This window comes from Pseudomonas sp. NFR16 (assembly GCF_900108875.1).
Lineage (GTDB): Bacteria > Pseudomonadota > Gammaproteobacteria > Pseudomonadales > Pseudomonadaceae > Aquipseudomonas.
Window position 1 is genome coordinate 244,653 of the sequence record NZ_FNYJ01000007.1, and the last position, 14,833, is coordinate 259,485.

General features: G+C 60.0%; 16 protein-coding genes and 1 pseudogene. 5 read left to right on the top strand and 12 right to left on the bottom strand.

The annotated features are described in order from the left end of the window. Positions 1–93: 93 nt before the first annotated feature. The 3 genes from purU (at position 94) to BMZ10_RS24450 (ending at position 3,229) form a co-directional block, all read left to right on the top strand. Positions 94–951, top strand: coding sequence for a formyltetrahydrofolate deformylase (purU, locus tag BMZ10_RS24440; protein WP_093468500.1), 858 nt, complete (start codon positions 94–96; stop codon positions 949–951). 241 nt (positions 952–1,192) lie between these two features. Next, positions 1,193–2,392 (top strand): formaldehyde dehydrogenase, glutathione-independent, encoded by a 1,200-nt coding sequence (gene fdhA, locus BMZ10_RS24445; RefSeq protein WP_093468503.1) that lies wholly within the window; start codon positions 1,193–1,195, stop codon positions 2,390–2,392. A 192-nt stretch (positions 2,393–2,584) separates the two neighbouring features. Beyond that, positions 2,585–3,229: a DUF1190 domain-containing protein gene (locus BMZ10_RS24450; protein WP_093468506.1), complete on the top strand. Its 645-nt coding sequence runs from the start codon at positions 2,585–2,587 to the stop codon at positions 3,227–3,229. A gap of 6 nt (positions 3,230–3,235) precedes the next feature. Here the strand turns inward: BMZ10_RS24450 and BMZ10_RS24455 are convergent, their stop codons facing one another. Beyond that, entirely contained in the window at positions 3,236–3,910 is a 675-nt protein-coding gene (locus BMZ10_RS24455; RefSeq protein WP_093468508.1) for an anti-sigma factor, read from the bottom strand. Then, positions 3,907–4,545, bottom strand: a complete 639-nt coding sequence (locus tag BMZ10_RS24460; RefSeq protein ID WP_093468510.1) for a sigma-70 family RNA polymerase sigma factor — start codon at positions 4,543–4,545, stop codon at positions 3,907–3,909. Before BMZ10_RS24460 ends, BMZ10_RS24455 begins: the two co-directional genes overlap by 4 nt. 195 nt (positions 4,546–4,740) lie before the next feature. Here BMZ10_RS24460 and BMZ10_RS24465 point away from each other — a divergent pair, with 195 nt between their 5' ends. Next, positions 4,741–5,289: a DUF2780 domain-containing protein gene (locus BMZ10_RS24465; protein WP_177182212.1), complete on the top strand. Its 549-nt coding sequence runs from the start codon at positions 4,741–4,743 to the stop codon at positions 5,287–5,289. Between the two features lie 48 nt (positions 5,290–5,337). Here the strand turns inward: BMZ10_RS24465 and BMZ10_RS24470 are convergent, their stop codons facing one another. Beyond that, a complete protein-coding gene (locus tag BMZ10_RS24470) occupies positions 5,338–6,231 on the bottom strand; it encodes an acyltransferase (protein ID WP_093468514.1) in 894 nt (297 codons plus the stop codon). A gap of 194 nt (positions 6,232–6,425) precedes the next feature. Between BMZ10_RS24470 and BMZ10_RS24475 the strand changes: the two genes are divergently transcribed. Next, entirely contained in the window at positions 6,426–6,926 is a 501-nt protein-coding gene (locus BMZ10_RS24475) for a retropepsin-like aspartic peptidase RloA2 (RefSeq protein ID WP_093468517.1), read from the top strand. A gap of 38 nt (positions 6,927–6,964) precedes the next feature. Here BMZ10_RS24475 and BMZ10_RS24480 read toward each other — a convergent pair whose 3' ends face one another. The 9 genes and pseudogenes from BMZ10_RS24480 to BMZ10_RS24520 form a co-directional block, all read right to left on the bottom strand. Beyond that, positions 6,965–7,594, bottom strand: coding sequence for a glutathione S-transferase family protein (locus BMZ10_RS24480; RefSeq protein ID WP_177182213.1), 630 nt, complete (start codon positions 7,592–7,594; stop codon positions 6,965–6,967). 82 nt (positions 7,595–7,676) lie between these two features. Beyond that, positions 7,677–7,919 (bottom strand): hypothetical protein, encoded by a 243-nt coding sequence (locus BMZ10_RS24485; RefSeq protein ID WP_143070331.1) that lies wholly within the window; start codon positions 7,917–7,919, stop codon positions 7,677–7,679. Positions 7,920–8,002: 83 nt separating this feature from the next. Continuing rightward, positions 8,003–8,161: pseudogene (locus tag BMZ10_RS24490) on the bottom strand (type VI secretion system tube protein Hcp); the annotation flags it as partial. A gap of 209 nt (positions 8,162–8,370) precedes the next feature. Then, positions 8,371–8,562, bottom strand: a complete 192-nt coding sequence (locus BMZ10_RS24495; RefSeq protein WP_093468529.1) for a hypothetical protein — start codon at positions 8,560–8,562, stop codon at positions 8,371–8,373. Next, positions 8,559–9,695, bottom strand: coding sequence for a PepSY-associated TM helix domain-containing protein (locus BMZ10_RS24500; protein ID WP_093468532.1), 1,137 nt, complete (start codon positions 9,693–9,695; stop codon positions 8,559–8,561). Before BMZ10_RS24500 ends, BMZ10_RS24495 begins: the two co-directional genes overlap by 4 nt. A gap of 82 nt (positions 9,696–9,777) precedes the next feature. Next, the gene (locus BMZ10_RS24505) at positions 9,778–12,210 is read right to left on the bottom strand and encodes a TonB-dependent siderophore receptor (protein ID WP_093468535.1); all 2,433 of its coding nucleotides are present in this window, start codon (positions 12,208–12,210) and stop codon (positions 9,778–9,780) included. A gap of 217 nt (positions 12,211–12,427) precedes the next feature. Continuing rightward, the gene (locus tag BMZ10_RS24510) at positions 12,428–13,420 is read right to left on the bottom strand and encodes a FecR family protein (protein WP_093468537.1); all 993 of its coding nucleotides are present in this window, start codon (positions 13,418–13,420) and stop codon (positions 12,428–12,430) included. After that, on the bottom strand, positions 13,417–13,935 hold the full coding sequence (locus BMZ10_RS24515) for an RNA polymerase sigma factor (RefSeq protein WP_093468540.1): 519 nt from the start codon (positions 13,933–13,935) through the stop codon (positions 13,417–13,419). The genes BMZ10_RS24510 and BMZ10_RS24515 overlap by 4 nt, the downstream gene beginning before the upstream one ends. Positions 13,936–14,112: 177 nt before the next feature. Continuing rightward, complete coding sequence (locus tag BMZ10_RS24520; protein WP_093468542.1) at positions 14,113–14,832, bottom strand: 3'-5' exonuclease; 720 nt, start codon at positions 14,830–14,832, stop codon at positions 14,113–14,115. Between the last annotated feature and the right edge of the window lies 1 nt (position 14,833).

A 14,833-nucleotide genomic window follows, 5' to 3' on the forward strand; every position in this document is an offset into this window, starting at 1 on the left:
CGGGACGCTCCGCGTCCCATGTGAAGGACGCGGAGCGTCCTGAACTGCATTCCCACGTAGAGCGTGGGAACGATCCGATCAGAGGAATACCCCATGAGCCGCGCCCCGGATACCTGGATTCTGACTGCCGATTGCCCCAGCGTGCTGGGCACGGTGGACGCGGTGACCCGCTTTTTGTTCGAGCAGGGCTGCTACGTCACCGAGCACCATTCATTCGATGACCGGCTGTCGAGTCGTTTTTACATTCGCGTTGAATTTCGTCAGCCCGACGGCTTCGATGAAGCCTCGTTTCGTGCAGGTCTTGCCGAGCGAGGTGAAGCCTTCGGCATGATCTTCGAGCTGACAGCGCCGAACTACCGGCCCAAAGTCGTGATCATGGTTTCGAAAGCCGATCACTGCCTGAACGATCTGCTCTACCGTCAGCGCATCAATCAGCTGTCGATGGACGTCGTCGCGGTCGTCTCTAACCACCCGGATCTCGAACCGCTGGCGCGCTGGCACGACATTCCTTACTACCATTTTCCCCTGGACCCTAATGACAAGCCGGCGCAGGAAGCGAAGGTCTGGCAGGTGATCGAGGAGTCCGGCGCCGAACTGGTCGTGCTCGCCCGCTACATGCAAGTGCTGTCGCCAGAGCTGTGTCGCAAGCTCGACGGCAAGGCGATCAACATCCATCACTCGCTGCTGCCGGGCTTCAAAGGCGCTAAACCCTATCATCAGGCGTACAACAAGGGCGTGAAGCTGGTGGGCGCTACGGCGCACTACATCAACAACGATCTGGACGAAGGCCCGATCATCGCGCAAGGCGTCGAGGTGGTGGATCACAGTCACTATCCCGAAGACCTCATTGCCAAGGGCCGCGACATCGAAGGCCTGACCCTGGCGCGGGCGGTGGGCTATCACATTGAACGGCGTGTGTTCCTCAACGCCAATCGCACAGTGGTTTTGTGATTTTGTAAGAGCGCGCTTGGTCGGGGCCGCATCGGACGATAAGCGATGACGCGGTCGACATGCCCACCGCGGCGCCGGATTCGCGGGCAAGCGCGCTCCCACAGGAAGCGACTGTCATTACAGGTCAGTCATCAGCAACAAATGAAACACCCAGAGCAATCAGTGCGTTGCTGCAACACACTGGCGACGCATAACTCCGCTACACAGCTGTATCCATAACAACAAACAGCGAGGTGAAAGCATGTCTGGTAATCGTGGCGTCGTGTATCTCGGCGCAGGCAAGGTCGAAGTACAGAAAATCGACTACCCCAAAATGCAGGACCCGCGTGGCAAGAAGATCGAGCACGGGGTCATTCTGCGCGTGGTATCCACCAACATCTGCGGCTCGGACCAACACATGGTTCGCGGCCGCACAACCGCCCAGGTCGGCCTGGTGCTTGGCCACGAGATCACAGGTGAAGTGGTTGAGAAGGGCAGCGACGTCGAAAACCTGAAGATCGGCGATCTGGTGTCCGTTCCGTTCAACGTTGCCTGCGGCCGCTGCCGGTCCTGCAAAGAGCAACACACCGGCGTGTGCCTGACCGTCAACCCGGCCCGCGCCGGTGGTGCGTACGGCTACGTCGATATGGGCGACTGGACCGGTGGCCAGGCCGAATACGTACTGGTGCCATACGCCGATTTCAACCTGCTCAAGCTGCCAGATCGCGATAAGGCCATGTCCAAGATCCGCGACCTGACCTGTCTCTCCGACATCCTGCCGACCGGCTATCACGGCGCCGTCACCGCTGGCGTCGGCCCCGGCAGCTCGGTGTACATCGCGGGCGCAGGTCCCGTCGGTCTGGCTGCAGCGGCGTCGGCGCGTTTGTTGGGCGCTGCGGTGGTGATCGTCGGCGACGTCAACCCCGTGCGTCTGGCGCACGCCAAAGCTCAGGGCTTCGAGATCGCCGACCTGTCCAAAGACACGCCGCTGCATGAGCAGATCGCTGCACTGCTCGGCGAGCCGGAAGTGGATTGTGCGGTTGACGCCGTGGGCTTCGAAGCGCGTGGCCACGGTCACGCAGGCGCCAAGGCCGAAGCGCCGGCCACAGTACTCAACTCGCTGATGGGCGTCGTGCGCGTGGCAGGCAAGATCGGTATCCCCGGCTTGTATGTCACCGAAGATCCGGGCGCCGTCGACGCCGCTGCAAAAATGGGCAGCCTGAGCATCCGCTTCGGCCTGGGCTGGGCGAAATCCCACAGCTTCCATACCGGGCAGACGCCGGTCATGAAGTACAACCGTCAACTGATGCAGGCCATCATGTGGGACCGCATCAACATCGCCGATGTTGTGGGCGTGGAAGTCATCAGCCTCGACGACGCCCCACGCGGCTACGGCGAGTTCGATGCAGGCGTGCCGAAGAAATTCGTGATCGATCCGCACAAGCTGTTCAGCGCGGCATAAGTCGATCAGGAACGGTGGAAAAAAACGACCTCCGGGTCGTTTTTTTTGCGGCTGATGTAGGGATTATGACCCTGATGCGTAGGGCAATTCTGTAATTCAAAGCGGAAAATTTGAATTCCTTTCCGGCTTGTTTCTGCCGCTGGTTTCACATGTTATTTGTCCGGCCCGATTTTTTCTGGCTGTGGGCAATACATGTTTATCTGGTTGGTAAAAGCGTCGGTGCGTCTGGCCATCGGGGTGATTATGGCGGGCGCTCCGGCGAGCTTGGTGAGCGCCCAGCTGGAGCGGATCACGCCGCACTGGACGTCCTCGACGGTGTTTTTCGAAAGCGCCAACGCCTGCATGTGGGCGGGTATTGCACCCCATATCTGCCAGGCGGCTCATCGCTCGGCGTTTCGTCAACACCTCAGGGCTGCGCCGGTCTATCGGGAACTGGCGGATTGCGAAGCCGATTTCTTCCCCGGCGAGTGCTTCGCGGTGGAGGCGACACGGCTGTGGTCGCCGTGGTTATCGGGGTTCGCCCTGATTACCCGCGCGCAATTGATACTTGCCGTTGACGACACCTCGCCAGGCGCAAGACCGCAGCCCGCTGGCAGTCGCGATGATGGTTCCGATTCAAAGGCGCAGGTGCGTTATTTCAGCGAGCCGTTGTATTGGGAGTCCGATCATCAAGGCGGAAGCCAGTTGACGAGCCTTCGAGAAAAACTCCGCGACGGCGAGCATTTCGATAAAGCGTTCACTCGCCATGCGTTGCTGCAGGCTGGATCCCCAGCGTCGGACCGGCGACTCGCCCGGATGTTCGAGCCGCAAAGGCTGTTTCATGTGGCGGCGCCTTGATCGGCGTCAGAGGGAGGCGAGCTGACCTTTATACAGAATCGGTCCGGTCGGCTTGCCGCTCGGCGAGCCGCCTCTGGGCTCGAGGCTGACCGCGATCGTGGTCTTCGCGCCAAGCAATTCGCGTTGTCTTGCGCTCAATTCGACGCGGCCTCTGCCGCTGTCGGGCAGCACGCCGAGCGAGACCGGAATGCCGTCGGCGGGAATCGCCCACAGTTCCAGGCTGCGGCCTGCTTGCACCGACACCAGCGCGAGAGGCTCGACCTTCAGGTAGCGTTCGAACGCCTGCAGCGTGAGCGCCGGCTGAGCGTTATCCGCCACCAGAACGGCGTTGAAAGCAGGGGTGTCGCGGTTGTAGATCACGCCGACGATGATGGCCACGAGCAATGTGCAGGCGAGGGCGGCAACGCGCGTCCCGCTCCAGAACGGACGCCTTGGCGGCACGTGCAGCCGTTGCGGTTCGATGCGCGCAACGATGTTCAGCCACACGCGCTCGGGGACCGCTTCGGGTGCCAGCGAAGACGTCAGCTCCACCAGGCTTTCCTGCCACTTGGCGACTTCGGCGCGCAGGCCGGGGTCGTCCAGCAGCAACCCTTCAAAACGCCTGCGGGCGGTCGACGGCATCAGGCCGATGGCGTAATCGGCAGCGAGGGCTCGGCGCCTTTTGGGCTCAAGATAATTCATGATTCCAGGCACCTGCGCAGTCGCTCCATGCCCCGGCGTATCCAGGATTTCACAGTGCCCAGGGGCGCGGCCAACCGGGTCACCAGTTCACTGTGAGACGCGCCCTGGAAGTAGGCGGTGACGATCGACTGACGCTGCATGCCCTCCAGCGTGTCGAGGCAGCGCTGCAGGGCGGTGGCATCGCGATGGGTTTCAAGTTGCTCGTGGGCGGAGGGCGTCGGGTCGAAAAGCGCCATCGCCTGTTTATCGCTCAATGGCTCTTCGCGGTGTTTGCGCAGCTGATCGATGGCCTTGTTGCGCGTGATGCTGACCATCCAGGTCATCGGTGCAGAGAGCCCTGCGTCGTATTGCGAGGCGCTGTTCCATATTCGTACGAATGCTTCCTGAAGCACGTCTTCAGCGTGATCACGATGCCCCATGCAGCGCAGCGCCACCGCGAAAAGCCGCGCCGACGCTTTGCGATAGAGGGTCTCAAACGCGCGACGGTCGCCCAGTGCACACTGCGCCAAAAGGTGTCTGAGTTCATCGGCATCGACAGAGGAAATAAAGACGCTCCACACAAAGAAACGACGACGCGCACGCGGCTCATCGGAATATTGGGAGGGTAGACCAGGTTGAGCTGCAGTTCCATTCATGTTGCCAGCGCTCCATTGTAGAGGACGGGCCCGTTGCAGAGCCCGTGCTGATGTATACGCGCCCCGAAGGTGACTGGATGCGGTCGCGTCGGGCCGTCTCAAGAGGCGGAACTTCTTTTGGGCGCACGGTCCAACGCGTGTTTACCCGGCCTTGCCGGTCTCTTGGAAAATGAGGTTGTTTCGATGAAGGTTTCAATGAAAAACGCGCGCGGTGCTGCACTGGCAACGGTGATGGCCCTGGTGACCACCCCAATCTTCGCGTTCAACCTGAATGACGCGGCAAATGCTGTTTCCAACGCCACTGGCGGTCAGCAGAAGGCGACGGCTGCGCCCGAAGCAGCGGGCCTGTTGAACACGCTGGGCACTCAATTGAATGTCACGCCGCAGCAAGCGGTAGGCGGGACCGGCGCATTGCTGGGTCTGGCGAAGAACAAGCTGTCCGGCAACGACTATTCGAATCTGAGCAAATCGGTTCCGGGCCTGGACCAGCTTTCCGGCAGCTCCGCATTGGGCAGCCTCGGTGGGCTAGGCGGCATGCTGGGTAACTCCGGCAGCAATTCGGCGGTCAATAACGCCTTGGGCAACGTCCAGAGCATGGGCGATGTGAATAACGCGTTCAGCGCGCTGGGCATGGACAGCGGCATGGTCAGTCAGTTTGTGCCGGTCATCCTGCAATACCTGGGCGCGCAAGGCGCGAGCGGCTCGGCACTGTCGGCCTTGAGCGGGGTCTGGGGCGCGAAGTGATTCCACTGACTGAACACCGCTTTTGAGCGGCATCCGATCCTGCGAGGGTCAAGCGCTTGCGGAGCTACCGCGCAGCGCTTCGATTCTCGCGTTCTTTTCCTCCCACAGCCGGTTCACCCATCCCTGTACATACTCGCGAAACGCCGGGTCGTTTTCGTAATCGCCCTGCCACAGCGCGGGGTCGAGCTCGCGGGTCCGGATGTCGATGATGACGCGCGGTACCTGACCTGAAATCAAATCCCAGAATCCTGGAATCCGCTCGCCGGGGTAGACCACGGTAACGTCGAGCACCGCGTCCAGTTGCTCGCCCATTGCCGCCAGCACAAATGCGACGCCGCCTGCCTTGGGCTTGAGCAGGTAACGATAGGGCGACGTCTGCTGCGCCTGTTTGGCCGGGGTGAACCGCGTCCCTTCCAGATAATTCACCACCGTCACCGGCTGGCGCTTTAACAGCTCGCAGGCCTCTTTAGTGATTTCCAGATCCTTGCCCTTGAGCTCCGGGTTCTTTGCCAGAAACGCCTTGGTGTAACGCTTCATGAAGGGGTAATCGAGCGCCCACCAGGCCAGTCCCAAAAACGGTACCCAGATCAGCTCTTTTTTCAGGAAGAATTTGAAAAACGGCGTACGCCGGTTCAGCGCCTGCACCAGCGCCGGGATATCGACCCACGACTGATGATTGCTGATCACCAGATAAGACGTATCGCCGCGCAGCCCCTCATGTCCGCTGATTTCCCAGCGCGTCGGAATGCACAGTCTGAAGATCAGCTTGTTTATCTCGATCCAGGTCTCGGCAATCCACATCACCGCCCACGAGCAGCGATCCCGCATTTCGCCCTGGAACACCAGTTTGAGCAGCGCAAACACCATCAGCGGGCCGAACAGCACCAGCGTGTTGAGTAGAAGCAGCAGCGTGACGACAAGACCGGTGAGCAGGTGACGCATAAATCACTCGTGGTGGCGAAAGGGCGGGCAATGATAAGCAGCAATGCCGATGACGCCAAATCCGGCCGTCGCTGACAAAAGTTTCACCGCTTTCCCGGTAGGCTGAAGGTCTTGTTTAGTGAGCGAACCAACGACAAAGTTGCGGTCTAAAATCGGGCCCGTGCAACGCCCACCTACTGCGAGGAACCCGTAACGTGAAATCCCTTCTGGCGCTTCTGTCCCTGCTGGCGTTGCCTGTAATGGCTGCCGAACCGACGCTGTACGGTCGTTACGAATACATTCAGGTCTCCGAATTCGGAGAGACTTTCAAGGCCAAGATGGACACCGGTGCGCTCACTGCATCGCTGTCGGCCAAGGATATCGAGCTGTTCAAGCGTGACGGCGATGACTGGGTTCGTTTCCGCCTCGCCACCAAAGACGCCGACAACAAGGTGTACGAGCACAAGGTATCGCGCATCAGCCGGATCAAGGGCCGCTCCGATGGCGAAGATGAGGATGAGCCGGTCGATCCGACCAAACGTCCAGTCGTAGACCTGGAGTTGTGTCTGGGCAACGTCAAGCGCACCGTCGAGGTCAACCTCGTCGATCGCAGCCACTTCAACTACCCGTTGCTGATTGGTGCCAAAGCCCTCCGCGAATTTGGCGCAGCCGTGAACCCGGCGCGCCGCTACACGGCCGACAAGCCTGAATGCTGATCGCGTGAACTGATCCGGCGCCTGCCATGGCAGGCGCGTCAAACCGTAGGCGTGGTCTCCAGCATCGATGGCCGCTGGCTGACTCCGTAGTACCAGTTGGCCAGACGCGGATAACTGCTGCGCCAGCCCAGATCAGGTTGGCGAAAGTCCAGATACGCGAGCGCGCAGGCGAGGCTGATCGAGGCAATGTCGAAGTTGGCACTCAGCTCGGTCACCGCCTCCGTTTCGAAATACGCGAGCGAGCGGGAAATCTTCTCGCTCTGATTGTCGACCCACTGGTCCCAGCGTTTCTCCTCCGGGCGCAGAAACGTCTCGTAACGAATCAGCACCGCCGCATCGAGAACGGCATCGGCCAGCGACGCCAGTGTCAGACGTCTCCAGCGTGCCGAGCCGTCTCGGGGAATCAGCGGACTACCGACATGCTGGTGGTCCAGATAGTCGAGGATGACCCGGCTGTCGTGAATCACGTTATCGTCGGCCAGGCACAGCGCCGGGATCTTTCCGCTGGGGTTGTTGTGGCACAGGTCGCTGTCCGGCGTAACCGGCGTGACCGTCACAGGCCTTAGGCCAACCCTTCCGGTCTGCCCGGTTTCGTGAAGCAGAATCAGCACCTTGCGCACAAACGGCGAAGCGGCGTTGTAATACAGCGTCATGCTAGGCGCAGACATGGACATTCCCCTGATCGGACCGGTCCTTAGACTAGTCAGGGGCAGAACGCTGCGCAATATCCTGTTTCACCTGTACTGCGCTCTATTTCACCTCATCATCCCGCCACCAGCGGCGCACACTGTTTGTCACGAGTTCCAGTCCCAGATAACACAGTCCAAAAAGCAATATTTCGTAATCCAGAAAGTGGTTATCTCTTGCCTCCTCAGCCAATACGACCCAAGGCGTCAGGTATTTAAAATAAACGGCAATGAGCGCAAGGCCCGCTATCCACTGAAAACGCCAGTTTCTGGTGATCCGAGATATCCCCAAAACCGTCAGCGCCATGATCGCAACGGATAAAAGACTCCCCATCAGCGGCCGGCATTAACCTTCAGCATCAAGGATGCTGAGGACTGTGCCCCTTGAGGTGTCCGCCCGTTGGTTGCTCCGCCCGCCGTACTGGCTGTTACGGATGCGCTCTGATAAGTCCCGAACGAATATCCAGTGATTTCGATCCAGTCTTTGCACTGTTCATCCAGTGATTCACCGGGAATTCCATCAATCTTGAGAAAGGCGTCGAGCGTCATGTGGGTATCTCCGGATCAATATTGTGAAAGCCGATATGGCTGGATATGGATTGTCCGGGCGAGCGAGTCCCATTGCGGGACGCATCTGGCTCAGGGAGTGTCAGATGTGTTCTGTCTTGTTGCAGGAGTGTTCTTACAGAGTTATCGCCAGTGCATAGCACTGGCTCAAACGTGCGCAGTCAGCCCTTTGATAAGGATTCACTTTCGACTCAAGCCCTGCGCCTTACCATCAGGCCTTTGACGCTCAGCCAGGCGGGGATACCCATGCCGACCCAGGCGAGTACGTCCCAGGCGCCGTCGCCGAGCAGTGCGGCGAAGAGCCCGGCGGCGGTCAGCAGGGCGATCCAGACGGGTTTGCCGAAGGTTTTCCAGAAGGCCGGATGTTTCTTGTGCCGGGTCATGCGACCTCCGCTGTCGCGTGAGACACATTGACCGCTGCTGCGGCGCGTCGGCGCACCCACCACAGGTAGACGCCGCTGCCGAGGACGATAATGGTCAGCACGTCGAGAATGCCCCAGAGGATCTTCATCGGCATGCCGCCGTAGTCGCCGAAGTGCAGCGGTTGCGAGAGCATCAGTGCGTCCATGTACCACGGGCTGCTGACGATTGCTGTCACTTTCAGCGTCTGCGCATCGATCAGCACTGGCGTCAGCAGGTGCGAGGTCAGGTGAGTATCGCCTTTCATGAAGACGGTGTAGTGATGCTCGCTTGAAAACCGCGAACCCGGAAATGCGATGAACGAAGGTTCTGCGCCCGGCACGGTGGTTTGTGCGATCTCGAGCAGGCGTGTGGCCGGCGCGCGGTCTGTCAGTGGCGGGGCGTCGCGGTAAGGCGCAACCATCGTCATGAGCGCGTCGTTGCGCCATTGCTCGATGACCAGATCCGCGCAGGCGTTGAGCACGCCCGTCAGGCCAACCACGAACGCCCATGTCAGGGTTACCACGCCGATCAGGTTGTGCAGATCGAGCCAGCGCACGCGGGTCGATTTGTTCGGTCGCACGGTGGCGAAATCGAGGCGGCGCATGAACGGCGCGTACAGTATGACACCGGAAATGATCGCCAGCGCAAACAGCAGACCCATGAAAGCCAGCAGCAGCTTGCCGGGCAGGCCGGCGTACATGTCGACGTGCAGACGCAGCATGACCATCATGAATCCGCCGTTGGCAGACGGCGTTTCCACCGCTTCGCCGGTCCGGGCATCGAGCATGAAGGTGTGGGTCTCGTTGGGATCGCCCCCGGCGGTTTTCCCCATGAAGGCGTAAAGGCCGTTGGCTTCATCTTCGTCCCAGCCAAAATATTGCACGACTTCACCCGGTCGGTGCGCCTCGGCGGCGGCGACCAGTTGCTGCAGATCCTTGCGTGGGGTATCTGCGGGCATTTCCTTGAATTCCGGCGCATCCCCCAGCAAATGCTCGATCTCGTGGTGGAATACCAGCGGCAGGCCGGTGATGGACAGCATCAGCAGAAACAGCGTGCAGATCAGGCTGCTCCACGTGTGGATGAACGACCAGCGGCGAATGGTTTGGCTTTTCATCGTGCGAATACCGAATTGAACGCAAGCAAAAAGGGCCGCTGTTACGAGCGGCCCTGGTTTTCAGCGATGAGAGTTTAAACGATTACCATTTGTAGTTCACGCTTGCTACGACGCTGCGTTGGTCGCCGTAATAGCAGTAGAAACTGTCGCAAGTCGAAATGTAGTCCTTGTCGAACGCGTTGGTCGCTTTAACCGCGACGGTGGTGCCCTTGAGGGAGTTGTTCACGCTGCCGAGGTCATAATGCACTGCTGCGTCAAAGACAGTGTAGGCGTTGGCCTTGCCCAGCCAGGTATTGGCCTGATCACCATAAGTATTGCCGGTGTAACGCGCACCCGCGCCAATACCAAAGCCGTTCAGCACGCCTTCGTGCCACGTGTAGTCGGTCCACAGGGAGGCTTGTTGATTAGGCATCAGTTGCAGACGATTTCCTTTGAACGTTCCTTTCTGTACTTCGGATTTGGCCAGCGTGTACGAAGCGATAACCTTCAGATTATCGGTGACTTCGGAAACTGCTTCGAGCTCCAGCCCTTTGACTTTGACTTCACCGGTCTGACTCGTGATTGTCACGCCGCTGCTGTTGGTCGTCGTCACGGAAACGTTTTTCTGGGTCAGGTCGTAGACCGCAGCGCTGAGCAGTGTATTGCTGCCAGGCGGTTGGTACTTGATCCCCAGCTCCCACTGCTCGCCTTCGGTCGGCTTGAACGAGTCACCAGTCGATGTTGCGCTGCTGGTCGGCTGGAATGACTCAGCGTACGACAGATAGGGGACGAAGCCCGAATCGAATACATAGCTGATCGCCGCATTTCCGCTGAACGCTTTGTCTCGCTGGGTATCGGTTGCGCCGGCGCGGTTAAAAAATTTAGTGCCGGAATGAATCCAGTCTTCGCGACCGCCTAGCGTCAGACGCCATTGATCAAGCGCCATCTGGTCCTGCAAGTAGACGCCGGTCTGGACCAGTTTCTGATCGTAGTCGTAGAACGCAGACGAGCGAGGTGGTCGTGTGATCGGCAGGCCATAAACCGGGTTGTTCACATTGATGCCCGGAGCGCTGCCGAAGATCGAGGTGTAGTTCGTATTGCTGCGCTGCTGATCCAGGCCGATGAGCAACGTGTGTGCGATGTCGCCGGTGTTGAAGTTGCCTTGCAAGTTGTTATCTACAGCGAACTGAGAAATGTCTTCATCGGTGCTCGTGGTGGTACGAGACGGCAGGTTGCCCTCATCGTCGACTTGAACGAAAGGATACGAGCCTGGAGTAATGCTCTGGAACGACAGATCCGACTTGCTGTAGCGCAGGTTCTGGCGGAACTGCCAGGTATCGTTGAAACGATGCTCGAACGAATAGCCGAGCGAGTAGTAAGTACGGTCGTAGTATTCCCAGTCCGGATCGCCCAGATTCTTGTGGTGAGAAATATCACCGAAGGGCATGCTTATTTTGGTGCCCTGTACAGGGCGGAACTGGCTAGTAATACCTGTATCGTCGCGGGTGAACTGGCTCAGAAACGTCAGCTTGGTGTCGGGATCGATATTCCAGGTCAGGCTCGGCGCGATGTTGTAGCGCTTGTTGTCGATATGGTCGATCTGAGTGCCGCTGTCGCGCACCACGCCGCTGAGGCTGTACAGGAACTGACCCTCATCGTCGATCTTGCCGGTGCTGGCGAAATCGATCTGTCGATGGTTGTCGCTGCCGTATTGAATTTCAACCTCGTGGCTTGCCTCGGCCTGAGGACGGCGACTGACCATGTCAAGTAGGCCGCCCGGAGGGGTTTGACCATACACGGACGAGGCCGGACCACGCAGCAAGGCGACGCGGTCCAGATCCCACGTCTCCATTTTCGGGTTGGCGTAGATACCTTTTGCAAGTGGCAGGCCGTCCAGGAACTGGGTCGGCTCGAATCCTCGGACTCGGAGCCAATCGGCGCGTGTATCACTGCCGTAGCTGCTGGAGACGATGCCGGGCATGTATTTCACGGCATCATCGAGGTTCTGGACGCCGCGATCCTGCATCTGCTGACGAGTCGCGACAGAAATCGAGCGGGGGGCTTCAACCAGTGCCGTGTCGGTTTTGGTACCTGCCGCCGTCCGGGTCGCCACGTAACCTTCAACCGGACCCCACGCCGACTCGTAACCGTCCTGACGTCCCTGAATGCTCGTCTCTGGCAGCGCCATCACACCCTCAGGTGCTGCGATGAGGCTGTACGTGCCCGCTGACGTCTGGCTCAGTTGCAAGCCTGTCCCGCGCAGTGCCTGGGCCATGGCGCCCGGTGCGTCGAACTGGCCCTGGACCGGTGCCGAAGTCCGGCCGGCCGCCAGCGACGGATCCAGCGACAGCGCCAGGCCTGCCTGGCTTGCGATCTGGGTCAGCGTGGTAGAAAGCGGTGCAGACGGCAGATTATAGGCCCGCACGCTGGACGCCTGAGAGGCCGCCATGAGTTGCGTACTCGCCAATGGTGCGGCGAGAGCGACGGCGACAGCCAGAAGACTGGGGCGCAGGTAGGTTTGAAGCGTGCGGGACATGGGCGGCTCCTGAGGCTAAATGGTTCTCAATGCCTATGTGCCGAACGAGATCTGAAAAGTGATAGGGCTGATCGAAAATTATTTCGATTTGCGTTTTTGCGGGCTCATTCCCGGCGTAGGTGATCCTGCGGACTCAGCTGCGGTACCCAGGTGCTGCGCCGCGAGGTCTTGATGGACCTGGTCGCGAAATGTTCGCCTGCTCTAAAGAATGGAGGGGTTACAGCTTGCGCGCCTGCTGCGCATCGCCCGGCACGACGGTGACCCACCATTGGGTGCGTTCTTCGATGGCTACCGGCAATGTCGGCGTCAAGGCCTTGAGCGCCAGGTCGGTATTGTTCAGCGGGAAGCTGCCGGTGATGCGAAGGTCGGCCACACTGGGCGCTACGCTCAGATGGCCACGACGGTAACGGCCCAGCTCGGTGATCACGTCCTCCAGACGGGCGTTGTCCACCACCAGCATGCCGCGCATCCAGGCATCCGCCCCCGGCGACAGTGCGACCATCGGTCCTAACGTACTGCGCTGAATGAGCATCTGCTGGCCTTCGTGAATGACCAGCTCATGATTGTTCGCTTGTGGATGTGCGGCAACGGCTGACTGCAACACGCCGAGCAGCGTGCCGTCTTCTTGTCGCTTCACGAGAAACTTCGTACCCAGCGCGCGCATTTGTCCTTCGCGGGTCTCGACGATGAAGGGGCGCGGATCATCGTGACTGCCGGTCTCGACAAAGATTTCCCCTTCCTGGAGGACGACGCGGCGCATTTTGTCGTCGAACTTCACGTCCAGTGCGCTGTGGGTGTTCAGCCGAATCAGGGTGTTGTCCGATAGCCGAATCGTACGCTGCTCCCCAGTGTTCGTGCGCTGATCGGCCAGCCAGTAGTTGAGCGGCAGGTAGTGATCCGACAGGAAAAGCGCAAGGCCCAGCGCCACCACAATGCCGGCAACGCCTCGTCCAAGCTTACGCATCCGCTGCCCGACGCCATCACGCGAGCGCATCAAGGCTGCCCGCGCAGGGCCGGTCGCGCCTTTGAAACGCTGATCGAGCATGCCCAGTTGTATCCACGCGCGGGCATGTTCGTCGCTGGCGGCATACCACTTGGCAAACTCCTCGCGCTCGGCATCGCTGCCCTGGCCACAATCCAGACACAGTTGCCAGGCGATTGCCGCGTCAAGCACCTTAGCCGAAACCGGGCGAACGGGAATGCGGCTCACGTCGGCTCGCCATACAGCGCGACGTAGCACTGGCGCATGCCCTGAGTGAGGTACTGACGCACGCGCGGCACCGAAACACCGATTTTTTCAGCGATTTCCGGATGAGTCATACCGTCAAGACGGCTGTACAGAAAGGCAGCGCGCGCTTTGGTCGACAGTTTGCCGAGCATGCGGTCAATCGCTTTGAGGTCTTCGAGAATGAGTTGCTGTTCCTCGAGGGAAGGCTGCTCTGCTTCGGGAATCAGCATCAGCTCTTGCAGGTAGGCCTGCTCCAGCGCGGCGCGTCGGAAGTAATCGAACAACAGGCCCTTGGCGACCGACACCAGAAAGGCCCGGGGCTCGCGTGGCTCGGGTAATTGCTCGCGGCCCAGCAGGCGAGTGAAAGTGTCCTGACTGAGGTCCTCGGCGCGATGCGGGCAGGCGACGTTTCGCTTCAGCCATGCCAGCAACCAGCTGCGATGATCGCGGTAGAGCGTTCCGACAAGCTGATTCTGGGGACTTTGAATTAACGACACGAGCGCACCGGGGAGAACGAAGTGACTAACGAGAACTATTCGCGATTGTGGCAGAGCCAATGGATGCTGGCAATTGGTCTTCACGACAAGGAGCCAAACGGTTTGCGACAGCAGGTCGGTGTGGGGAAATGGATCGCTGTCATCTGGAGATAGGTCGTTGACGCAACAGTCATCCGGTCAGAACGAATGCGACTGCTGCCTGCGTCGCCATTTCGCCAGGCCTTGCGCCAGCTGGATCGGGCTGTCCATCTCCTGACGCCGGGCGTGACTGAACAGGATCAGCGCCAGCTCCGCCGTGACCATGGCGTCGGCGCTGGCGTGATGCCGCTCTTCGGCGTGCAGGCCGAAGAACGCCGTCCAGTCGTCCAGCCCGGCCTGACGCAGACACGCCTTGGGAAACAGCAGCGGCGCCAGTTCGGCCACGTCCAGAAAAGGATGCTGCAGGCGATAACCCAGGCTTTCCTTTAATGCACGACCGATCATGTGCTGGTCGAAAGGTGCATGAAACGCCAACAAGGGTGAGTCACCCACGAACGCCATGAAATCCAGCAGTGCGTCCACCGGCTCGCTGCCTGCGGCAATCGCGCTGGGCCCCAGGCCATGAATCAGCACGCTCGGATTCAACTTGTGATCGGGGCGCAGCAACGTTCGCTCGAACTGCTGACCCAGATCGATCGCACCGTCTTCGATGACCACCGCGCCAATCGACAGCACTTCGTCGCGGCTCATGTTCAGGCCGCTGGTTTCCAGATCGAGCACGACCCAACGCTGCTGACGCAGCGACTTGGCGTTCAGGGCAGCGGGGCGTGGCAGCTCGCTCAGCCGCAGGCGCTGGTCAGGAGTCAGGTCAGGCGCTTTTGCGCGCTTGGGTGGCTTTAGCCACTGAAACAGGTTCATG

Coding starts and splice junctions, on each gene's coding strand:
- fdhA (WP_093468503.1), top strand. CDS start 1,193: ATGTCTGGTAATCGTGGCGTCGTGTATCTCGGCGCAGGCAAGGTCGAA.
- BMZ10_RS24495 (WP_093468529.1), bottom strand. CDS start 8,562: ATGACCCGGCACAAGAAACATCCGGCCTTCTGGAAAACCTTCGGCAAA.
- BMZ10_RS24485 (WP_143070331.1), bottom strand. CDS start 7,919: ATGGCGCTGACGGTTTTGGGGATATCTCGGATCACCAGAAACTGGCGT.
- purU (WP_093468500.1), top strand. CDS start 94: ATGAGCCGCGCCCCGGATACCTGGATTCTGACTGCCGATTGCCCCAGC.
- BMZ10_RS24455 (WP_093468508.1), bottom strand. CDS start 3,910: ATGAATTATCTTGAGCCCAAAAGGCGCCGAGCCCTCGCTGCCGATTAC.
- BMZ10_RS24465 (WP_177182212.1), top strand. CDS start 4,741: ATGAAAAACGCGCGCGGTGCTGCACTGGCAACGGTGATGGCCCTGGTG.
- BMZ10_RS24505 (WP_093468535.1), bottom strand. CDS start 12,210: ATGTCCCGCACGCTTCAAACCTACCTGCGCCCCAGTCTTCTGGCTGTC.
- BMZ10_RS24460 (WP_093468510.1), bottom strand. CDS start 4,545: ATGAATGGAACTGCAGCTCAACCTGGTCTACCCTCCCAATATTCCGAT.
- BMZ10_RS24470 (WP_093468514.1), bottom strand. CDS start 6,231: ATGCGTCACCTGCTCACCGGTCTTGTCGTCACGCTGCTGCTTCTACTC.
- BMZ10_RS24450 (WP_093468506.1), top strand. CDS start 2,585: ATGTTTATCTGGTTGGTAAAAGCGTCGGTGCGTCTGGCCATCGGGGTG.
- BMZ10_RS24480 (WP_177182213.1), bottom strand. CDS start 7,594: ATGTCTGCGCCTAGCATGACGCTGTATTACAACGCCGCTTCGCCGTTT.
- BMZ10_RS24520 (WP_093468542.1), bottom strand. CDS start 14,832: ATGAACCTGTTTCAGTGGCTAAAGCCACCCAAGCGCGCAAAAGCGCCT.
- BMZ10_RS24500 (WP_093468532.1), bottom strand. CDS start 9,695: ATGAAAAGCCAAACCATTCGCCGCTGGTCGTTCATCCACACGTGGAGC.